The sequence below is a fragment of the Oceanobacillus sp. NCCP-135 genome (genome assembly GCF_059698015.1).
Genome location: NZ_BAAKSZ010000019.1, coordinates 24,355 through 39,252 on the forward strand (window position 1 = coordinate 24,355; position 14,898 = coordinate 39,252).

At 35.8% G+C, this 14,898-nt stretch carries 17 protein-coding genes and 1 riboswitch; of the genes, 7 read left to right on the plus strand and 10 right to left on the minus strand.

What is annotated here, in order from left to right:
* Nucleotides 1-17 precede the first annotated feature (17 nt).
* Complete coding sequence (locus AC6HVZ_RS13490; protein WP_497558691.1) at nt 18-2,417, minus strand: 3-hydroxyacyl-CoA dehydrogenase/enoyl-CoA hydratase family protein; 2,400 nt, start codon at nt 2,415-2,417, stop codon at nt 18-20.
* Nucleotides 2,418-2,978: 561 nt separating this feature from the next.
* Between AC6HVZ_RS13490 and AC6HVZ_RS13495 the strand changes: the two genes are divergently transcribed.
* The 7 genes from AC6HVZ_RS13495 (at nt 2,979) to AC6HVZ_RS13525 (ending at nt 7,348) form a co-directional block, all read left to right on the plus strand.
* Nucleotides 2,979-3,935, plus strand: coding sequence for a metal ABC transporter solute-binding protein, Zn/Mn family (locus AC6HVZ_RS13495; protein WP_497558692.1), 957 nt, complete (start codon nt 2,979-2,981; stop codon nt 3,933-3,935).
* Between the two features lie 80 nt (nt 3,936-4,015).
* A complete protein-coding gene (locus AC6HVZ_RS13500) occupies nt 4,016-4,771 on the plus strand; it encodes a metal ABC transporter ATP-binding protein (protein ID WP_497558693.1) in 756 nt (251 codons plus the stop codon).
* A gap of 17 nt (nt 4,772-4,788) precedes the next feature.
* A complete protein-coding gene (locus AC6HVZ_RS13505) occupies nt 4,789-5,622 on the plus strand; it encodes a metal ABC transporter permease (RefSeq protein ID WP_497558694.1) in 834 nt (277 codons plus the stop codon).
* A gap of 74 nt (nt 5,623-5,696) precedes the next feature.
* The gene (locus AC6HVZ_RS13510; RefSeq protein ID WP_497558695.1) at nt 5,697-6,110 is read left to right on the plus strand and encodes a Fur family transcriptional regulator; all 414 of its coding nucleotides are present in this window, start codon (nt 5,697-5,699) and stop codon (nt 6,108-6,110) included.
* On the plus strand, nt 6,107-6,490 hold the full coding sequence (locus AC6HVZ_RS13515; protein ID WP_497558696.1) for a fluoride efflux transporter FluC: 384 nt from the start codon (nt 6,107-6,109) through the stop codon (nt 6,488-6,490). The genes AC6HVZ_RS13510 and AC6HVZ_RS13515 overlap by 4 nt, the downstream gene beginning before the upstream one ends.
* Nucleotides 6,487-6,834, plus strand: a complete 348-nt coding sequence (locus tag AC6HVZ_RS13520; protein WP_497558697.1) for a fluoride efflux transporter FluC — start codon at nt 6,487-6,489, stop codon at nt 6,832-6,834. Before AC6HVZ_RS13515 ends, AC6HVZ_RS13520 begins: the two co-directional genes overlap by 4 nt.
* A 64-nt stretch (nt 6,835-6,898) precedes the next feature.
* Nucleotides 6,899-7,348, plus strand: coding sequence for an SH3 domain-containing protein (locus tag AC6HVZ_RS13525; protein ID WP_497558698.1), 450 nt, complete (start codon nt 6,899-6,901; stop codon nt 7,346-7,348).
* A 148-nt stretch (nt 7,349-7,496) separates the two neighbouring features.
* On the opposite strand, the gene AC6HVZ_RS13530 is transcribed toward AC6HVZ_RS13525, so the two are convergent.
* The 9 genes from AC6HVZ_RS13530 to AC6HVZ_RS13570 all read right to left on the minus strand — a co-directional run bounded on the left by AC6HVZ_RS13530 (nt 7,497) and on the right by AC6HVZ_RS13570 (nt 14,544).
* Nucleotides 7,497-8,300, minus strand: a complete 804-nt coding sequence (locus tag AC6HVZ_RS13530; protein ID WP_497558699.1) for a VLRF1 family aeRF1-type release factor — start codon at nt 8,298-8,300, stop codon at nt 7,497-7,499.
* A gap of 301 nt (nt 8,301-8,601) precedes the next feature.
* Complete coding sequence (locus tag AC6HVZ_RS13535) at nt 8,602-8,916, minus strand: DMT family transporter (protein ID WP_497558700.1); 315 nt, start codon at nt 8,914-8,916, stop codon at nt 8,602-8,604.
* Nucleotides 8,916-9,257: a DMT family transporter gene (locus AC6HVZ_RS13540; protein WP_497558701.1), complete on the minus strand. Its 342-nt coding sequence runs from the start codon at nt 9,255-9,257 to the stop codon at nt 8,916-8,918. The genes AC6HVZ_RS13535 and AC6HVZ_RS13540 overlap by 1 nt, the downstream gene beginning before the upstream one ends.
* 70 nt (nt 9,258-9,327) lie before the next feature.
* Nucleotides 9,328-9,428, minus strand: a riboswitch (guanidine-I (ykkC/yxkD leader).
* A gap of 53 nt (nt 9,429-9,481) precedes the next feature.
* A complete protein-coding gene (locus tag AC6HVZ_RS13545; RefSeq protein ID WP_497558702.1) occupies nt 9,482-10,681 on the minus strand; it encodes a hypothetical protein in 1,200 nt (399 codons plus the stop codon).
* Complete coding sequence (locus AC6HVZ_RS13550; RefSeq protein ID WP_497558703.1) at nt 10,671-11,888, minus strand: DUF58 domain-containing protein; 1,218 nt, start codon at nt 11,886-11,888, stop codon at nt 10,671-10,673. The genes AC6HVZ_RS13545 and AC6HVZ_RS13550 overlap by 11 nt, the downstream gene beginning before the upstream one ends.
* Nucleotides 11,885-12,829: an AAA family ATPase gene (locus AC6HVZ_RS13555; protein WP_497558704.1), complete on the minus strand. Its 945-nt coding sequence runs from the start codon at nt 12,827-12,829 to the stop codon at nt 11,885-11,887. Before AC6HVZ_RS13555 ends, AC6HVZ_RS13550 begins: the two co-directional genes overlap by 4 nt.
* A gap of 211 nt (nt 12,830-13,040) precedes the next feature.
* A complete protein-coding gene (locus tag AC6HVZ_RS13560) occupies nt 13,041-13,892 on the minus strand; it encodes a methyltransferase domain-containing protein (RefSeq protein WP_497558705.1) in 852 nt (283 codons plus the stop codon).
* 50 nt (nt 13,893-13,942) lie between these two features.
* Nucleotides 13,943-14,281 carry a CNNM domain-containing protein gene (locus tag AC6HVZ_RS13565; protein ID WP_497558706.1) on the minus strand — a complete coding sequence of 113 codons (339 nt, stop codon included), beginning with the start codon at nt 14,279-14,281 and terminating at the stop codon, nt 13,943-13,945.
* Between the two features lie 50 nt (nt 14,282-14,331).
* Nucleotides 14,332-14,544 carry a CNNM domain-containing protein gene (locus tag AC6HVZ_RS13570; protein ID WP_497558707.1) on the minus strand — a complete coding sequence of 71 codons (213 nt, stop codon included), beginning with the start codon at nt 14,542-14,544 and terminating at the stop codon, nt 14,332-14,334.
* Nucleotides 14,545-14,898 lie beyond the last annotated feature (354 nt).

The following is a 14,898-nucleotide window of genomic DNA, read 5'->3' on the forward strand; positions in this document are numbered from 1 at the left end:
TTCTTCCCCCTCTTCATTTAGTTGCGTAATGGTTTTCCTTTTAATAACATGTGTTGCATTCTGGCTTGAGTCAGTGGTTCGCCGATTAAGCTCAGGAATGCTTCTCGTTCTAGATCGAGCATGACTTGTTCATCAATCCATGTACCTTCTTTTATCCGTCCACCTGATAATACATATGCTAATTTTTCAGCAATTTTCACGTCATAATCAGATGCATATCCACCGAATTTAAGTGTTTTTGCACCGAGTAGCATTGCTGCATATCCAGCATCACCTACAACTGGGATTTGCTCCCGTTTTGGTGCCTGATAACCCGATTTTGCTAATGACAGAACTTTCTCCTTGGCATCATGTAAAAGATGATCTGGATTCACACTAATACCATCATTACTGTCTAAAAATCCATTCTCTCTAGCTTCAGCAGCTGATGTGGAGACTTTGGCCATTGCTACTTTTTCAAATACATCATTCGCTACTTTCGTCAGATCAAAATGAACCCCATGAGGCAAATTGCGAAGTTCTTTTAAATAAAGCTCCTTCGTTCCACCCCCACCAGGGATCAGCCCCACACCAAATTCAACAAGTCCCATATATGTTTCCGCTGATGCTTGTATTGCAGCTGCTGGTAATGAAACCTCAGCCCCACCGCCAAGTGCCATATTAAACGGTGCTGTTACAACTGGTTTATTGGAATACTTGATATTCATTGCCATCTCTTGGAACTTCCGGATAACCATATCCAGATCAAAGAAATTATCATCCTGTGCTTCCATTAGCATCAATGCAAGATTTGCACCAACACAGAAGTTTTTACCCTGGTTTCCGATGACTAGACCTTCATAATTTTTATCAACTTCTTCAATAGCGAAATCAACCATTTGTATAACATCAAGCCCTATCGCATTACTCTTTGAATGGAATTCAAGACCTGCCACCCCATCACCCAAGTCTATTAAACTAGCACCTGTATTCTTCTTAATAACGCCATTTACTTCTTTTAAATTTCTTAGATTGATCTCTTTTTTATTAAATATTTGCTGCTTATATTCAGCCTGATCATAATAATAAACCTTCCCATTTTCCTTTTTATAGAAGGATTCATTTCCGTTTTCCAGTAGCTTAAGCACCCATTCAGGTACTGCTTCTCCTTCTTTTTGCATTCGCTCTACAGATTTCCTGAGACCAATTGCATCCCATGTTTCAAATGGACCAAATTCCCAGCCGAATCCCCATTTCATCGCTTGGTCAATGGAAACAACATCATCAGCAATTTGTCCAAGTTGATCAGCACCATAAATTAACACCGGCTTAAGAATTGACCAAACAAGATCGCCTGCTCTATCGCCTTCCACCGATAGAAGCGCTTTCAATTTTCGATGTGAACCTTTTTCCTGTTTTGCGATCTCAGTTGCAGCTGTTTTTAGCGCTTTTTGATCCTCGTATTCTAGTGTTTCTGGATTCAATTCATAGATTATGCTTCCATCTTTCCCTTTTTTCTTCAGGAAAAAGCCTTGACCGCTTTTTGAACCGAGCCAGCCCTTTTCCTGCATTTTTCTCATGAATTCTGGTACATCAAATACTTCCTTTTCCGCACCATCAACCTGTTCATATACATTTTTTGCTACATGAATGAATGTATCCAGTCCAACTACATCTAATGTACGAAAGGTTGCACTTTTCGGACGACCAATCATAGGCCCTGTTACAGAATCAACTTCTCCTACACTATATCCTCCTTTAAGCATTTCTCGTACCGTCACAAGCAGGCCATATGTTCCAATTCGATTGGCAATGAAGTTCGGTGTATCCTTAGCTTCAACAACCCCTTTGCCCAAAATATTTTCCCCAAACTTTTTCATAAATCCGAGTACTTCAGGGTCTGTTTCCTTTGTTGGTATAACCTCAAGTAGTTTCAAATAGCGTGGTGGATTGAAAAAGTGCGTTCCAAGAAAATGCTTGCGGAAATCCTCTGAAAAGTCTGCTGCCATAGCTTCCACCGAAATTCCTGATGTGTTTGAACTAACGATCGATCCAGTTCTACGATATTTATCCACATTGGCAAAAACCTTTTTCTTAATAGCAAGATTCTCAACTACTACTTCAATTATCCAGTCCACATCAGTTAATTTTTCAAGGTCATCTTCCATATTACCAACTTCAATTAAATCAAGACTTTTCTTCGTTGTAATTGGCGATGGTTTTTGTTTTAATAGTGCATTTTTACTTTGTGCTGCCAAACGATTACGTACAGCATCATCCTGTAATGTTAACCCTTGTTTTTCTTCACTCTTTGTTAATTCACGTGGCACAATATCAAGCATTATTGTTGGAATTCCCACATTAGCCAAGTGAGCAGCAATTCCTGAACCCATAACCCCCGAGCCTAAAACAGCCACACGTCTAATTGATTGCTTCATATTTTATCCCCCAATCATAATTTGAATGAATACTCATTCATTTTATTGTTAAAATAAATAGATAGTCACCTATCTTCTAAATACTACTATAAATTAAATTCTGACATTTCGCAATAACAATGACGAAACTTTTTTTAAAACTTGACTTATCATCAATCCGTAATGGTAAAAGGGGTGTTTCTGACTTAAATATGTTGTTCTTTAATCTTTACAGTTGATAGAAAATGCGGTGTAATATACTGCTCTGAAAACACACTACACTAACGATTCCTTTTCGAAATATATTTAAATTTATCTTTTATATTTGCAAGATACAAATGATATTTAGTTGTTACATAACTATACCCGCATGATATACATGTTACTCAAAGGAAAATTTTAGAAATTCCCTTCATTAAATTTCCACAATTATACAATTAAACATACCTTTATTCATCGGGAAAAATCAGATCCATATTTTTTTATTAATCGTAACCATTCCTATTTACAAATCGTAATCATTACGGTATTATAGAAAAAGTACAAAAACCAAAACCCAAAAAAACTGGAAGGAATAAGCGTATGAAAATTTTACAAGCAATTATGATATTACTTATTGCAGGAATAATTACAACTGGCTGTACGTCCACAAATGAGGAAACGAATAACGATGCAGAATTTCATGTTTATACTTCGATTTATCCAATTCAATATGCTGTTGAAGTAATTGGTGGTGAAATGGTTTCGGTGAAATCCATATATCCCCCAGGGGTAGATGCGCACACCTTTGAACCTACTTCAAAAGATATAACATCAATTGCAAACAGTGATGCATTCTTTTATATGGGTGCTGGCATGGAAGGTTTTGCCCAAAGTGCTGCCAATGCACTAGCTTCGCAAAATGTTAGCCTAATTGAATTGGGACAACATGAAGAACTATTTCATACTAATACTACTAATGAAAATCATCAAGAAGAAGATCACGATGATCACGCACATGACGGACATAATCATGGCGATCATGATCCACATGTTTGGATAGATCCACTTCGCATGCTGGAAATGTCTGCGATTATTAAGGATGAATTAATCAAATTAAACCCTGAGTTCGAACAATTATATAATGATAATTTTAATACACTGAAAGAAGATTTAATTGCACTTGACAAACAATACACAAAAGTACTTCAGGCAAAAGAAAAAAAGGAAATATTAGTCTCTCACGCAGCCTACGGGTATTGGGAAGAACGCTATGGTATCAAGCAAATTGCCATTAATGGACTATCCTCTAGCAGTGAACCATCACAAAAAGAATTGGTGGCAATTGTTGATCAAGCAAAAGAATATGATTTGGATTATATTATTTTTGAACAGAATAGCTCCAATCGTGTTTCGGAAATTATTCAGGATCAAATTGGCGCAGAAGCGTTAACCATTCATAATCTATCCGTCTTAACAGATAATGATACCGAGAAGGAAAAGGATTATCTTTCATTAATGAAAGATAATCTGACTGTACTAGATAAAGCAATGGAGTAAAATTGATGTAGATACTCCAATTTTAAGAAAATAGACCACTTTATTTATGTAACAAACAAGTGGAAAGGAGCTTTAGGATGATGGGTGAATCTGCCGTTTCTATGAAAAATATAAGTTATGCCTATGACCAGAAAACAGTACTTGATCAGATAAATTTTGAAATTCCTCGTGGAGCGTTTATGGGGCTGATTGGGCCAAATGGTGGCGGAAAAACTACATTGATTAAAATCATTCTTGGCCTTCTAAAACCAGATAGCGGAACCGTCCAACTTATTGATCAGCCAAATGGCAAATTTAAAGAGTGGAATAAAATTGGGTTTGTTTCACAAAAGGCCAACTCCTTTAACAAAGGGTTTCCGGCAACAGTATTTGAAGTGGTTTCGATGGGTCTGACAGCAAAGGTAGGTTACTTGAAATTTTTCAACCGAAAACATAAAGCAAAAATACTTCAGGCAATGGAACAGGTAGGTATGCTTGATTATGCTTATGAAAATATTGGCAATCTATCAGGCGGTCAGCAACAACGGATTTTCATAGCCCGCGCCTTAGTAAATGATCCGGAGTTATTAATTCTCGATGAACCTACTGTTGGTGTAGACTATGAAAATGTAAAGCGGTTTTACGAGTTATTACATCAATTAAACGAGGAACAGAGGATTACTTTACTGTTGGTAACCCATGACACAGGTACGATGACAAAATATGCAACAGATATCGTATGCTTGAATAAAACATTGCATTTCCACGGCAAACCCGAAGAATATGCTTCATTAGCTGAGAAAGATTTATCAAATTTTTATGGGCATCCAGTAAATAAAGTCACTCACAATCACTAACTCTTGGGGGAACAGTTATGCTAACGGACTTTTTAAAATATGATTTTTTACAATATACATTGTTAACAGGATTATTAATCGGAATTATTGCACCACTGCTCGGTACCTTCATTGTTGTGAGACGACTTTCTTTAATTGCAGATGCACTATCCCATGTCACTTTAGCTGGAATTGCATTTGGATTAATGCTTGAAAAAAAATTTGCATTTACTCTAGTTACCCCTTTATATAGTGGTATGGCTTTTTCTGTTATCGGTTCTATGTTTATTGAAAAGCTCCGTAGCGTTTACAAGGCTTATCAAGAAATTGCAATTCCAATTATCTTATCTGGCGGAGTCGGATTAAGTGTTATATTTATTTCAATTGCAGATGGGTTCAACACGGAATTATTTAATTATCTATTCGGGTCAGTTTCAGCCGTTAGTCAAAATGATTTCTATACGATCCTAGGAATTTCCATCTTTATCATCCTTGTTGTCGGATTATTTTATAAGGAGCTTTTCACCCTTTCATTTGATGAAGAACATGCAACGATTTCGGGAATACATGCAAAAAGAATTCATTTACTATTTATCGTCTTAACAGCATTGGTAATTGCTGCATCGATTCGAATTGTTGGGGTTCTCCTCGTATCTGCATTGATGACACTCCCTGTTGCAGCAAGCATGCGCCTTGCTAAAGGATTCAAACAAATGATGTTTTTATCCATTGTATTTGGTGAGTTAGCTGTTATTATAGGGTTAATATCAGGTTATTATTTAAGTATCCCTCCTGGGGGAACAATTGTAATGGTATCCATTATTATTTTACTAATGTCAATCAGTCTGAAGCGATTTACTTTTACTTTTTGAAAACTTGTCATACGCATTAGGTTAGGCGTATGCCTTAGTTGCACTTATGCTGTAAGAAAGGTGAGGGAAGCGGAATGAATATAAATGAAGCAATCGATCTATTAAAAGAAAATGGTTACAAAGCTACTGGCAAACGAAAAGATATCCTTATGTTTTTTGAGGAGGCAGATGGCTATCGTACTGCAAAGGATTTAATTAAGCAGTTGGAAGAAATCCATGAAGGAATTAGCTTTGATACGATTTATCGTAACCTGCATTTATATAAGGAAATGGGTATTTTGGAAACAACTGAATTAAATGGGGAAAAACATTTCCGTATGAATTGTACACATCACCACCATCATCACTTTATTTGCAATGAATGCGGAAAAACAAAGGAAATCAAGGTTTGTCCAATGGATGATGTGCACAAATCCCTGAGTAATTATGAAATAGAGGGACATAAATTTGAAATTTATGGATTATGCCCTGGCTGTGTAAGTGCATGAATATCAGGCTTTATGTAGCGGTTGGCATTGGCGGGATGATAGGTGCTGTGGGTCGCTATGGCGTTTCCATCCTATTTGGTGCTGTGAATGGGTTTCCTTATGCAACCCTGACAGTTAATTTAATTGGCTGCTTTTTGCTTAGCTTCATATTAAATAATCATTCTATTAAACAACGGCTCTCACCTGAAATATTTGCGGCAACTAGCATTGGGTTGGTTAGTTCCTTTACTACTTTTTCAACATTCTCCATTGAAACAATTGGGCTGTGGAATTCCAATTTACTAGTAGCCATTAGTTATGTTTTCCTTAGTCTAATTGGTGGAATAGCATTTTGTTATGCTGGCTTTAAAGTTGCTAAAATAAAGCGAGTGGCATCATGAATATATTACTCGTAGCACTCGGTGGCTTTGCAGGAAGCATTTTTCGGTTTTATATCTCAGCAAAAGCAAACAGGCATTTAATTGGCACATGGATAGCTAACTTTTCAGGATCCATTCTCTTAGCCATTTTGCTTGTACTTTTCATCTCTGAAGTTATTCCTGAATGGGTATGGATCTTTATGGGAGTGGGTTTCAGTGGGGCATTTACAACCTTTTCTACGTTTGGAAATGAAACGTTACAGCTGCTTTTCGCAAAAAAATATAAAGTTGCATTGAGCTATGTGATTAGCTCTTTATCCATGTCGTTAATTGTTGTTTTTAGTATCTTATATTTCTTTATATAGTTCCCAATTCCCATCTATTTCGTGTATACTACATTGTAGATAATCAAGGTTAGGAGAAATGAGCATGGAAAGAGGTAAAGGACTTATAATTGGAATATTAACGATTTTAATCGCTGTTTTTATAGTTTTCGTAGTGATTATGCAATATAACTTTAATAATAATCCGGACTTTGTTCAAAATAAATCGGGAAACGAATACAGTTCTTTGGAAATGGAAACCAGTGATAATACTAGCGAAGAAAATAATTCCGATGAAATAAATCATACCGATACTACTGAATCAACCATTAATAAATCGGAGGAAATTTTAGAAGCTACCTCTCATTCCACAAGATTTGTTATAGTTGAAACATTAAACGTCCGCAGTGGTCCAGGTGTTGACTATGACATTGCTGGTGTTGTTACGGTCGATCAGGAGCTGGAAGTGGAAGATACAGGTGATGAATGGGTAAAAGTTACGACGGAGGATTTTACCGGTTATGTGAATGAAAAATATTTATCTGAAGAACAGTAAAAGAACCTACTGGCTCTTTTACTGTTTTGGTTCAATCACATTTTGCTGGGAGGTTTGGTTCAGTTGCTTTATTGGAAACCGATATAATGTGTATTTGAAGAATCAAACCCATTAAATTCCCCGTACTTTATGAAAGATCCACTTTTCTCTATCCAAATACTTCCTGGAGTACTTTAGATTCCTCATGATCCAGCATATTTTTTTGAATTATTTCATCAACTGGTTTATTCATCTGTGCTTTTAATTCATTAGAAGAATCGGATTCACCAACAATATAGATTTTTTCCCAGTTTTGTTCTTTTGCGCGCTTGTCCAATTTAGGTGCGATTTTTTTATACCAGCGCTGCTGATTTGCTTCATAGCGTGCTTCAAAATTACCTTTTTGCAGATTGGTAGTTCCTGGTCCCATTGCAGTATTCGCTTTGCGAGGTCCAAGCTTCTGTCGCCAATCATCCGTTTTTATATCCAATTCATACGAAATTGTATCTTCTATTTCATTTAAATGTGATTCTATCACTTTAATTTCACTTTGCTGTACAAGGATAATTCCGGATTTCGGAAATTTATCCTTTAGCTGCTGCAGTTGTGCCAATTCAGGTGTTTCTTGCCAATAAAATTCCGTTTCCACATGCATTTGCACCCGGTGTGCAAACCACACTTCCTCGTCTGCTGTAGCTAATACTACAATTCCTTTTAAGAAGTTTAGTTCATTTCCTTTAACAAATTTATCTACCTTCTGCTTAATTAATTGAAAGTTCTTCAGTTCTTCCTTGTTATTATCTTCCTCTAAATACTGCTCAAAATTCCGTAGGCCATTTTTGAAGTGAATTCTCCATTCACCTCCCTGTTGATCCGGATCTGATGGATCAGTATTTAAGTACATCGTAAAGACTTTATTTGCACCTTCTCTTCTTACACCTTCTAATCGTTTTAGTTCTTTACTCAAATCCATTAGATATAGGCACTCCTTCTGACATATTCGATTTCTTAATAGTGTTTATCCTATATCCTGTTGGTATAAACATACTTATCACATGAAGATCATATTTATTTTTTGTTTTACATACAAAATAAAAGTAAGATAATAAATCTGGATCTTTCACAAATGACGGGGAAGATAATAGGTTTGTTTCTTTAAATACACATTGTACCGATTCCGAATAAACCAACTGATCCAACTTACCCCGCAAAATGTGAATGAACCATAAATTTAAAATGCTGTCACTTCTATGCTTCAATACTAAATCCTTGCTTTATGAAATTAGCTTTAAACCGATAGCAGCTCCTAATACCATTGCTATAAAAACAATTCTTTTCCAATCTTTTGATTCACCATATAAAGCCATTCCTAATATTGCCCCACCAGATGCGCCAATTCCTGTCCAAATTGCATATGCGGTACCCATAGGCAATGTTTTCATTGCATATGCAAGAAATAGAAAACTTGTTCCAAATCCAAGAATTAGTAGTACCAGCGATTGCCAATTTTTATCTTTATGCAACTTATTTATCATAAAAACACCAAACATTTCAAATAAACCTGCAATAATCAAAGAAACCCATGCCATTAAGATTCAGCTCCTTCTTTAACGGTGTCTTTCGTTACTAATTTCAAACCAATGACTCCTGCCAATAAAACCAAAATCAAAATAACCTTTGCTACTTTGAATGGTTCACCAAACAATACGATATCTGAAAAAACAGTTCCAGCAGTACCTAATCCTACAAAAACAGCATATACGGTTCCAACAGGAAGTTTTTTGCCAGCCATAATCATTAAGTAAAAGCTAATGAAAATAGCAATCACAGTCCCGGTCCACTCCCAAAAGCCTTCAGCGTGTTTTAAACCAATAACCCAAAATACTTCAAAAAAAGCTGCAATAAATACTTTAATCCAGTTTATATTCATTCAAATTATACCTCCAATACTATTCTTCCCAAAAATATATAAAGCCCGGGAAGATATCATTATATCGATATCCTCCCGGGCTTTTATCCCTCCGTGTACACGAACCGTGCGTTTTCTCTTGGACCAGACCAGCACTTCGTTCAATACTGCGGAACCCTAGAAAACTTTTCATTTAATTACTCAAATAATAACATTGGTTTCTAAAATGGTCAACTTTACAGAAATTACCTTTCAGACTCTGCTTCGCTATCACTTATTTGTTTTTCCATCTGCTCTAATTGATCTTTTAACAGTTCTTTTTCTTGATTGCTCACATCCACTTCACCATATCTCACCTTTTGATAAACAGTCATATCTGGGTTCATGCCAATTCGCAAAAACCAATCCTCTATCGTTTCAAACGGCTTTCTTCCCTTATTATTCTTTGCTGCGAAGCGTTCAAATTGCAAAACCATTTTTCGGACAGGATGCTTGGGTTTTCTAAATAAACCTGTTAATCTATTTTTTATCGATTGATTATTTTGATTCGAATCATTATCCAATTCACTGTGTGAAATGAATACGTTTTGCTCTTTTGTTTTTAGTGAGCTGCGAAAACGCCTTTTCAACAAAAGAACAGTAGCCACCAAAAGTACAATAGCAACACCGATGATCACAAAGATAGTCATATTCTCTATAACAGAACCTTCCTGAAACTCATTCCGATATTCCCCCAGATAACCGATCTTTCCCGAAGAATCCTGTTCAGGCATTTCTTGTTGCTTTAGTTCTATAATGCCGAGCAGACCTGAAAGTCCACTAAGTGCAATAGTCACTAATTTCAGCAAACCATGCCATATTGTTAAAAATACACTACGAGTACCATCGAAGATCAAAAAGAACAGTCCAGCACTTAAAGTAAAAAAACTGATAAAATAAAAAGGTAATTTAACATTAAAATCCTTACGTTCTTGTTTTGGTACGACTGCCAGCTGACTACTGATGTATCCAATAATTAAAATAACAATTTGTAAAAATGGAACTAACATGATTCGACTATCTCTAATCATAAAGCTCACAATTGCTGATAACACAAGTGTAATTATAATATACTGATTTTCTCTGCTGATTATTTCTTCTTTTCGAATATCAATATATCTCCAGATAAATAATATCGGAAATAATACTGCCGCTTCTATTGGATAGTCCCAAAAATAAAACAAGCCATAGATCAAAGGAGCGGTTAGCGCATACCAAATGTAATTTACTGTAAACCTTGTAATCATAGTAAATAGAATTGTAATTACCATGGTAATTGCTAAATAACTCCAATAAGGAATTGAGAAAAATTGATGATGCATTATTGGTACTAGGAATAAAAATAGGATGATTGCTTCACTAATAAAATGATAGGCAAATGAAATCGTTGGATGGTTATTTCGCATTTGTGTTCGCATCCTTTTCTAAAGGCTTTATTATTGCTCCATCCTCTTCCTGATTGACATAAAACACCGATTGTTGTGGCATTTTCCATGAATTCATAATTTGCGCAGCTCCTGAAGGTATTTCTCCGATTACAATAATTGTTTTTGGTTTAAAAAATTGCTTCCCTAAATGATGCAGCATTTGATTAAATGGCATAATCATTGATTGTTTATGAATTCTCGCCAGCATCTCCAATGCTAGAGCATATTGATTGTTTCCTTCGGCTTCTTGTAGATGAACATATGGAGTCTTCCCTGGTTTACGTGCATTTATAAACATTTCATATGGAAGCCCTTTTCGTGAAGCATGTTCACATAAATATGCTGTATATGATAATATGTTTTCCAAATTATTATTAAACGTTGCCATAGTTAAATTACCTTTATTTCCAAGGTTTACAATGAAAACATAAGCCATATCCACAATTTTTTCGTATACGTTTGTCTGCAGCGCTTGCACTTTAACCGAAGCATTCCAGTTGATTCGATGAAACGGATCACTATAACTGTAATCCCTTGTACCTAACGGGCTTTGTACATCTTCAAATGGTGATATATTTGTCCTTCTTTCTCCAGGAATCAGATGATAAACGGTCTCTACATTCTGTACAGGCAATGGCTTGGGAAAAACAACAAATTCTGTCCGATAGAATGAATTATACTTTAATGTAAGCATATCAAAATTAAATAGATGTGGAAGAATCAACTTAATATTATTAACCTTTGACACTCCTCGTTGTACAGCTAAAACAGGGAATTCTACCATTATTTTTCTTTTTCTGAATATGGATAATGGAACTTTAATCTGATTCCCGTAATCATCTAGCGTTTCAACATGTTCACAAGGGTTTATTGCCGACCCTGTTTGAAATTGGAATTCACCATTTATTAATGGAAAGGTAGATTTATTTTGGAGTTCAAACTTTATTTTAGCTTCTTCACCAGGAAATAGTTTTACAGTTGTTCTAGGATTGCTTAATTCCAGTTTTGTGCCGATTTTTTTATTATACATTTTATGGATAAACAGATAGGCTGCAAATACCCCTGCAACAATGAAAGCTAATTTATTCTGGAAGATAATCCCAACCAAAAAGAGTAATAACACAGCACTAAGCATGTAGTCGAAACTCTTCAAATATTCTGACCCAAATTCCTTTAGCCACATCATTCGCTAACCGCTCCTGCTTCTACTGGTACAGAAACATGTTGAATAATTTCGTTTACTACTTGTCGGGCAGTTTTTTTTATGGAACCTTCCATTGATAAAATGAGCCGATGCTCAAAGATATATGGAACTAAATCCTTTATATCCTCTGGAGTAACATATTTACGGTTTTGCAGAAAGGAACGTGCTTGCGATGCACGCATCAATGCAAGCATTCCCCGTGGGCTGATACCAAGTTCTACATCAGGATGTGACCTTGACTCGTGTATGAGACTTAACAAATAATCGGTAACTTCCTCAGACAGACTTATTTGTTTAATCTCCTTCTGCAGCAAGCGGATCTTATCAAGTGTCAGTGAAGAAGTTATTTGATCATACGGGTCATTAGTCCGGTAGGTATGTAAAATTCTTTTTTCCTCTTCATGGGAAGGATAGCCGAGATCAATTTTAAAGAGGAAACGGTCTAATTGAGCTTCCGGCAATGGAAAAGTTCCATAATTGCTTTCCACCGGATTTTGTGTTGCAAGCACGATAAAAGGGGCTTCCACTTTAATCGTTTCCCCATCAATGGTAGATTGATATTCTTCCATCACTTCAAGTAAGCTGGACTGTGTTTTCGGTGTCGCCCGATTTATTTCATCAGCAAGCAGAACGTTTGAAACCACTGGACCCACTCGAAGCTCAAATTCCTGCGTTTTCGGATTAAAAAAGCGTATCCCTGTCACATCACTTGGCAGAACATCCGGTGTAAACTGGACACGATTAAAGTCACCCTCCATTACTTTTGCAAAGCTTTTAGCCAATTTAGTTTTCCCTGTTCCTGGAACACTTTCCAATAGAACATGCCCCTGTGCCAGCAGTGCTATAAATAATAAATCAACAACTTCCTCCTTACCAAAAATAACATTGTTTAGCGTCTCTTTCGCTTGTTTCACCTGTTCCATTTCTGTAAAACCCCCATGATAATAACCATTAATTTTCGGACAATTATAATTATTATTACATATATTTCGACTGTTAACAATTATATATTTATCATTACTTAAAAAAAGCTATCCAGCTTTTAAGTGAATCCTATACTTTATAAATAATTAAGGGGTTAATAGCAGAACAGCAGAAAAAAACGCTTGTTTTTGTCCAAGCGTTTATGTATAGTTAATTTTTTATTGCTTTTAAAACATATATGGACAATGGTTTTATCTCAGTTGAATTTACAACGTCTTCCAACATCATTACTTCAGATTGTATTAGTTTCTTAAACTTCTTTGGCAGATTTTTTAATTCTTTAAGTTCGGTTTCTATTTCAGTTAGCACCTTATCAACTTCCCACTTTCCATCCTGGAGTTCATCAGAAGAGATACGTTTATCTTTTAAAATTTTCCAATCTGCTTTTGTTATGATTGATTTAATATCATTCGGCGTAAGCAGCGTCCTAATATTTGAGTCACTATTTTGTTTAAATGATTCATATTGGGCTTGGATAAGAATAGATAACAAATGAGGATACTGTTCTAAAGATTTAAGCCCTGTATCCCATTCCGCAAAAAGAAGCTGTCTCCCCCATTTCCTTACTTTTTTCATTATTTCATAGAGCTCTTCATGAGATGCTAGGTACAAAGCACAATGTGAAAATACGATATAGTCAAAGAAGTTGTCTGGATATTCTACTTCTTGAGAAAGTACATCTATCTCAAACTCCATGTTAATTCTCTTTCCTAATTTAGATTTCATCAAAAACGTAGCTGAATCACCTAATGATATTGGGCTACCATAAGTCGGAGACCCAATATCAATTCCTCGAACCGATCCTTTTTCTCCCACGATATGTGCTAATACTGCTGTTGTATCTCCTTGCCCACACCCTATTTCAAGCACCCTGCTACCTTCCTCTATATTCCAAAATTCAGCCAGTTTAAGTCGATGTTTCGTTTGTACTCTTTGAATGGATGACAGCTCTTTAACTGTAGCCATTGACTCAATAATTGAATCAATAATTTCATTTTTCATTTAAACTCCCCCTTTCGCCATCAGTACATTATTGATGAAATGGATGGATATCAAATAAAGAAAGTTAAGATTGTAAAAATATAATATAAGTAGTTCTGATGTGGTGGAGAAACATTCGAAAACACATAGCAATTAAGAGAGCTATCAGCTAAAATCAAACGCAACTCTTCTTCACTGTGTGATTCCTCATGTCCGCTCACCGGCTTTAACCCAACAGAACGTGATAATAGTCGTGCAGAACCATTTAAAAAACAGATAAACGGGAAAAGCAATCGATAAAACCACATGAGAGGTCGTGCTGTCCAAAGTGTAACCTGTTCTGCCTTTTTAATTGCCAAAATCTTGGGAGCAAGTTCTCCGATAACAACATGCAGAAAAGTTGCAAACATGAATGATATAACAATTGAAAGGGTTGTTACAATTGCATTGCTAAATCCAATTATCCGATAATCGGATGAAGCATTTTTTCAAAGATTGGCTCTGCCAGATGTCCAATCCCAAGTGCTGTAATTGTTATTCCCAACTGACATGCTGATAAGTATTCATCAAGATGTGTTACAACCTGCTTGGCATGAATGGCTGACTTTTTTCCATTTTCTATAAGGGGTTCAAGCTGTGTACTCCGCACTTTCACGATCGCAAATTCTGCCATTACGAAGAAAGCGGTTAACATAATTAGTACAGCTACTGCGAATAAATTAATTATGGTACTTATGTCCAATTAAGATCCTTATGCATCGACACAAGGATTTCACCTCCTGTTTTTCTGAAAACTAAACATCAAAATATACGCTCTGTTCGTTGATGATTCTACCTCTATGGTAAAAATAAACGCACGAATCAAAATTGAATCGACTATATAGTTTTACCTTCCCATTAGAACCACTCACTTCCCTAACCTAATTATATTATATATAAAAACTTGAGTTTATAAATATTTTGAATAATTATGATTGTCGCTCATGAATCTGAAATTATCATCATATTATTATATGTAAGATATTTG

What these genes read in the sequence shown, in the direction of transcription:
- AC6HVZ_RS13510 (WP_497558695.1), top strand. Translation starts at nt 5,697, where the DNA reads ATGAATATAAATGAAGCAATCGATCTATTAAAAGAAAATGGTTACAAA.
- AC6HVZ_RS13555 (WP_497558704.1), bottom strand. Translation starts at nt 12,829, where the DNA reads ATGGAACAGGTGAAACAAGCGAAAGAGACGCTAAACAATGTTATTTTT.
- AC6HVZ_RS13525 (WP_497558698.1), top strand. Translation starts at nt 6,899, where the DNA reads ATGGAAAGAGGTAAAGGACTTATAATTGGAATATTAACGATTTTAATC.
- AC6HVZ_RS13505 (WP_497558694.1), top strand. Translation starts at nt 4,789, where the DNA reads ATGCTAACGGACTTTTTAAAATATGATTTTTTACAATATACATTGTTA.
- AC6HVZ_RS13530 (WP_497558699.1), bottom strand. Translation starts at nt 8,300, where the DNA reads ATGGATTTGAGTAAAGAACTAAAACGATTAGAAGGTGTAAGAAGAGAA.
- AC6HVZ_RS13495 (WP_497558692.1), top strand. Translation starts at nt 2,979, where the DNA reads ATGAAAATTTTACAAGCAATTATGATATTACTTATTGCAGGAATAATT.
- AC6HVZ_RS13490 (WP_497558691.1), bottom strand. Translation starts at nt 2,417, where the DNA reads ATGAAGCAATCAATTAGACGTGTGGCTGTTTTAGGCTCGGGGGTTATG.
- AC6HVZ_RS13540 (WP_497558701.1), bottom strand. Translation starts at nt 9,257, where the DNA reads ATGAATATAAACTGGATTAAAGTATTTATTGCAGCTTTTTTTGAAGTA.
- AC6HVZ_RS13515 (WP_497558696.1), top strand. Translation starts at nt 6,107, where the DNA reads ATGAATATCAGGCTTTATGTAGCGGTTGGCATTGGCGGGATGATAGGT.
- AC6HVZ_RS13550 (WP_497558703.1), bottom strand. Translation starts at nt 11,888, where the DNA reads ATGATGTGGCTAAAGGAATTTGGGTCAGAATATTTGAAGAGTTTCGAC.
- AC6HVZ_RS13560 (WP_497558705.1), bottom strand. Translation starts at nt 13,892, where the DNA reads ATGAAAAATGAAATTATTGATTCAATTATTGAGTCAATGGCTACAGTT.
- AC6HVZ_RS13545 (WP_497558702.1), bottom strand. Translation starts at nt 10,681, where the DNA reads ATGCGAAATAACCATCCAACGATTTCATTTGCCTATCATTTTATTAGT.
- AC6HVZ_RS13520 (WP_497558697.1), top strand. Translation starts at nt 6,487, where the DNA reads ATGAATATATTACTCGTAGCACTCGGTGGCTTTGCAGGAAGCATTTTT.
- AC6HVZ_RS13570 (WP_497558707.1), bottom strand. Translation starts at nt 14,544, where the DNA reads ATGGCAGAATTTGCGATCGTGAAAGTGCGGAGTACACAGCTTGAACCC.
- AC6HVZ_RS13500 (WP_497558693.1), top strand. Translation starts at nt 4,016, where the DNA reads ATGGGTGAATCTGCCGTTTCTATGAAAAATATAAGTTATGCCTATGAC.
- AC6HVZ_RS13535 (WP_497558700.1), bottom strand. Translation starts at nt 8,916, where the DNA reads ATGGCATGGGTTTCTTTGATTATTGCAGGTTTATTTGAAATGTTTGGT.
- AC6HVZ_RS13565 (WP_497558706.1), bottom strand. Translation starts at nt 14,281, where the DNA reads ATGTTTGCAACTTTTCTGCATGTTGTTATCGGAGAACTTGCTCCCAAG.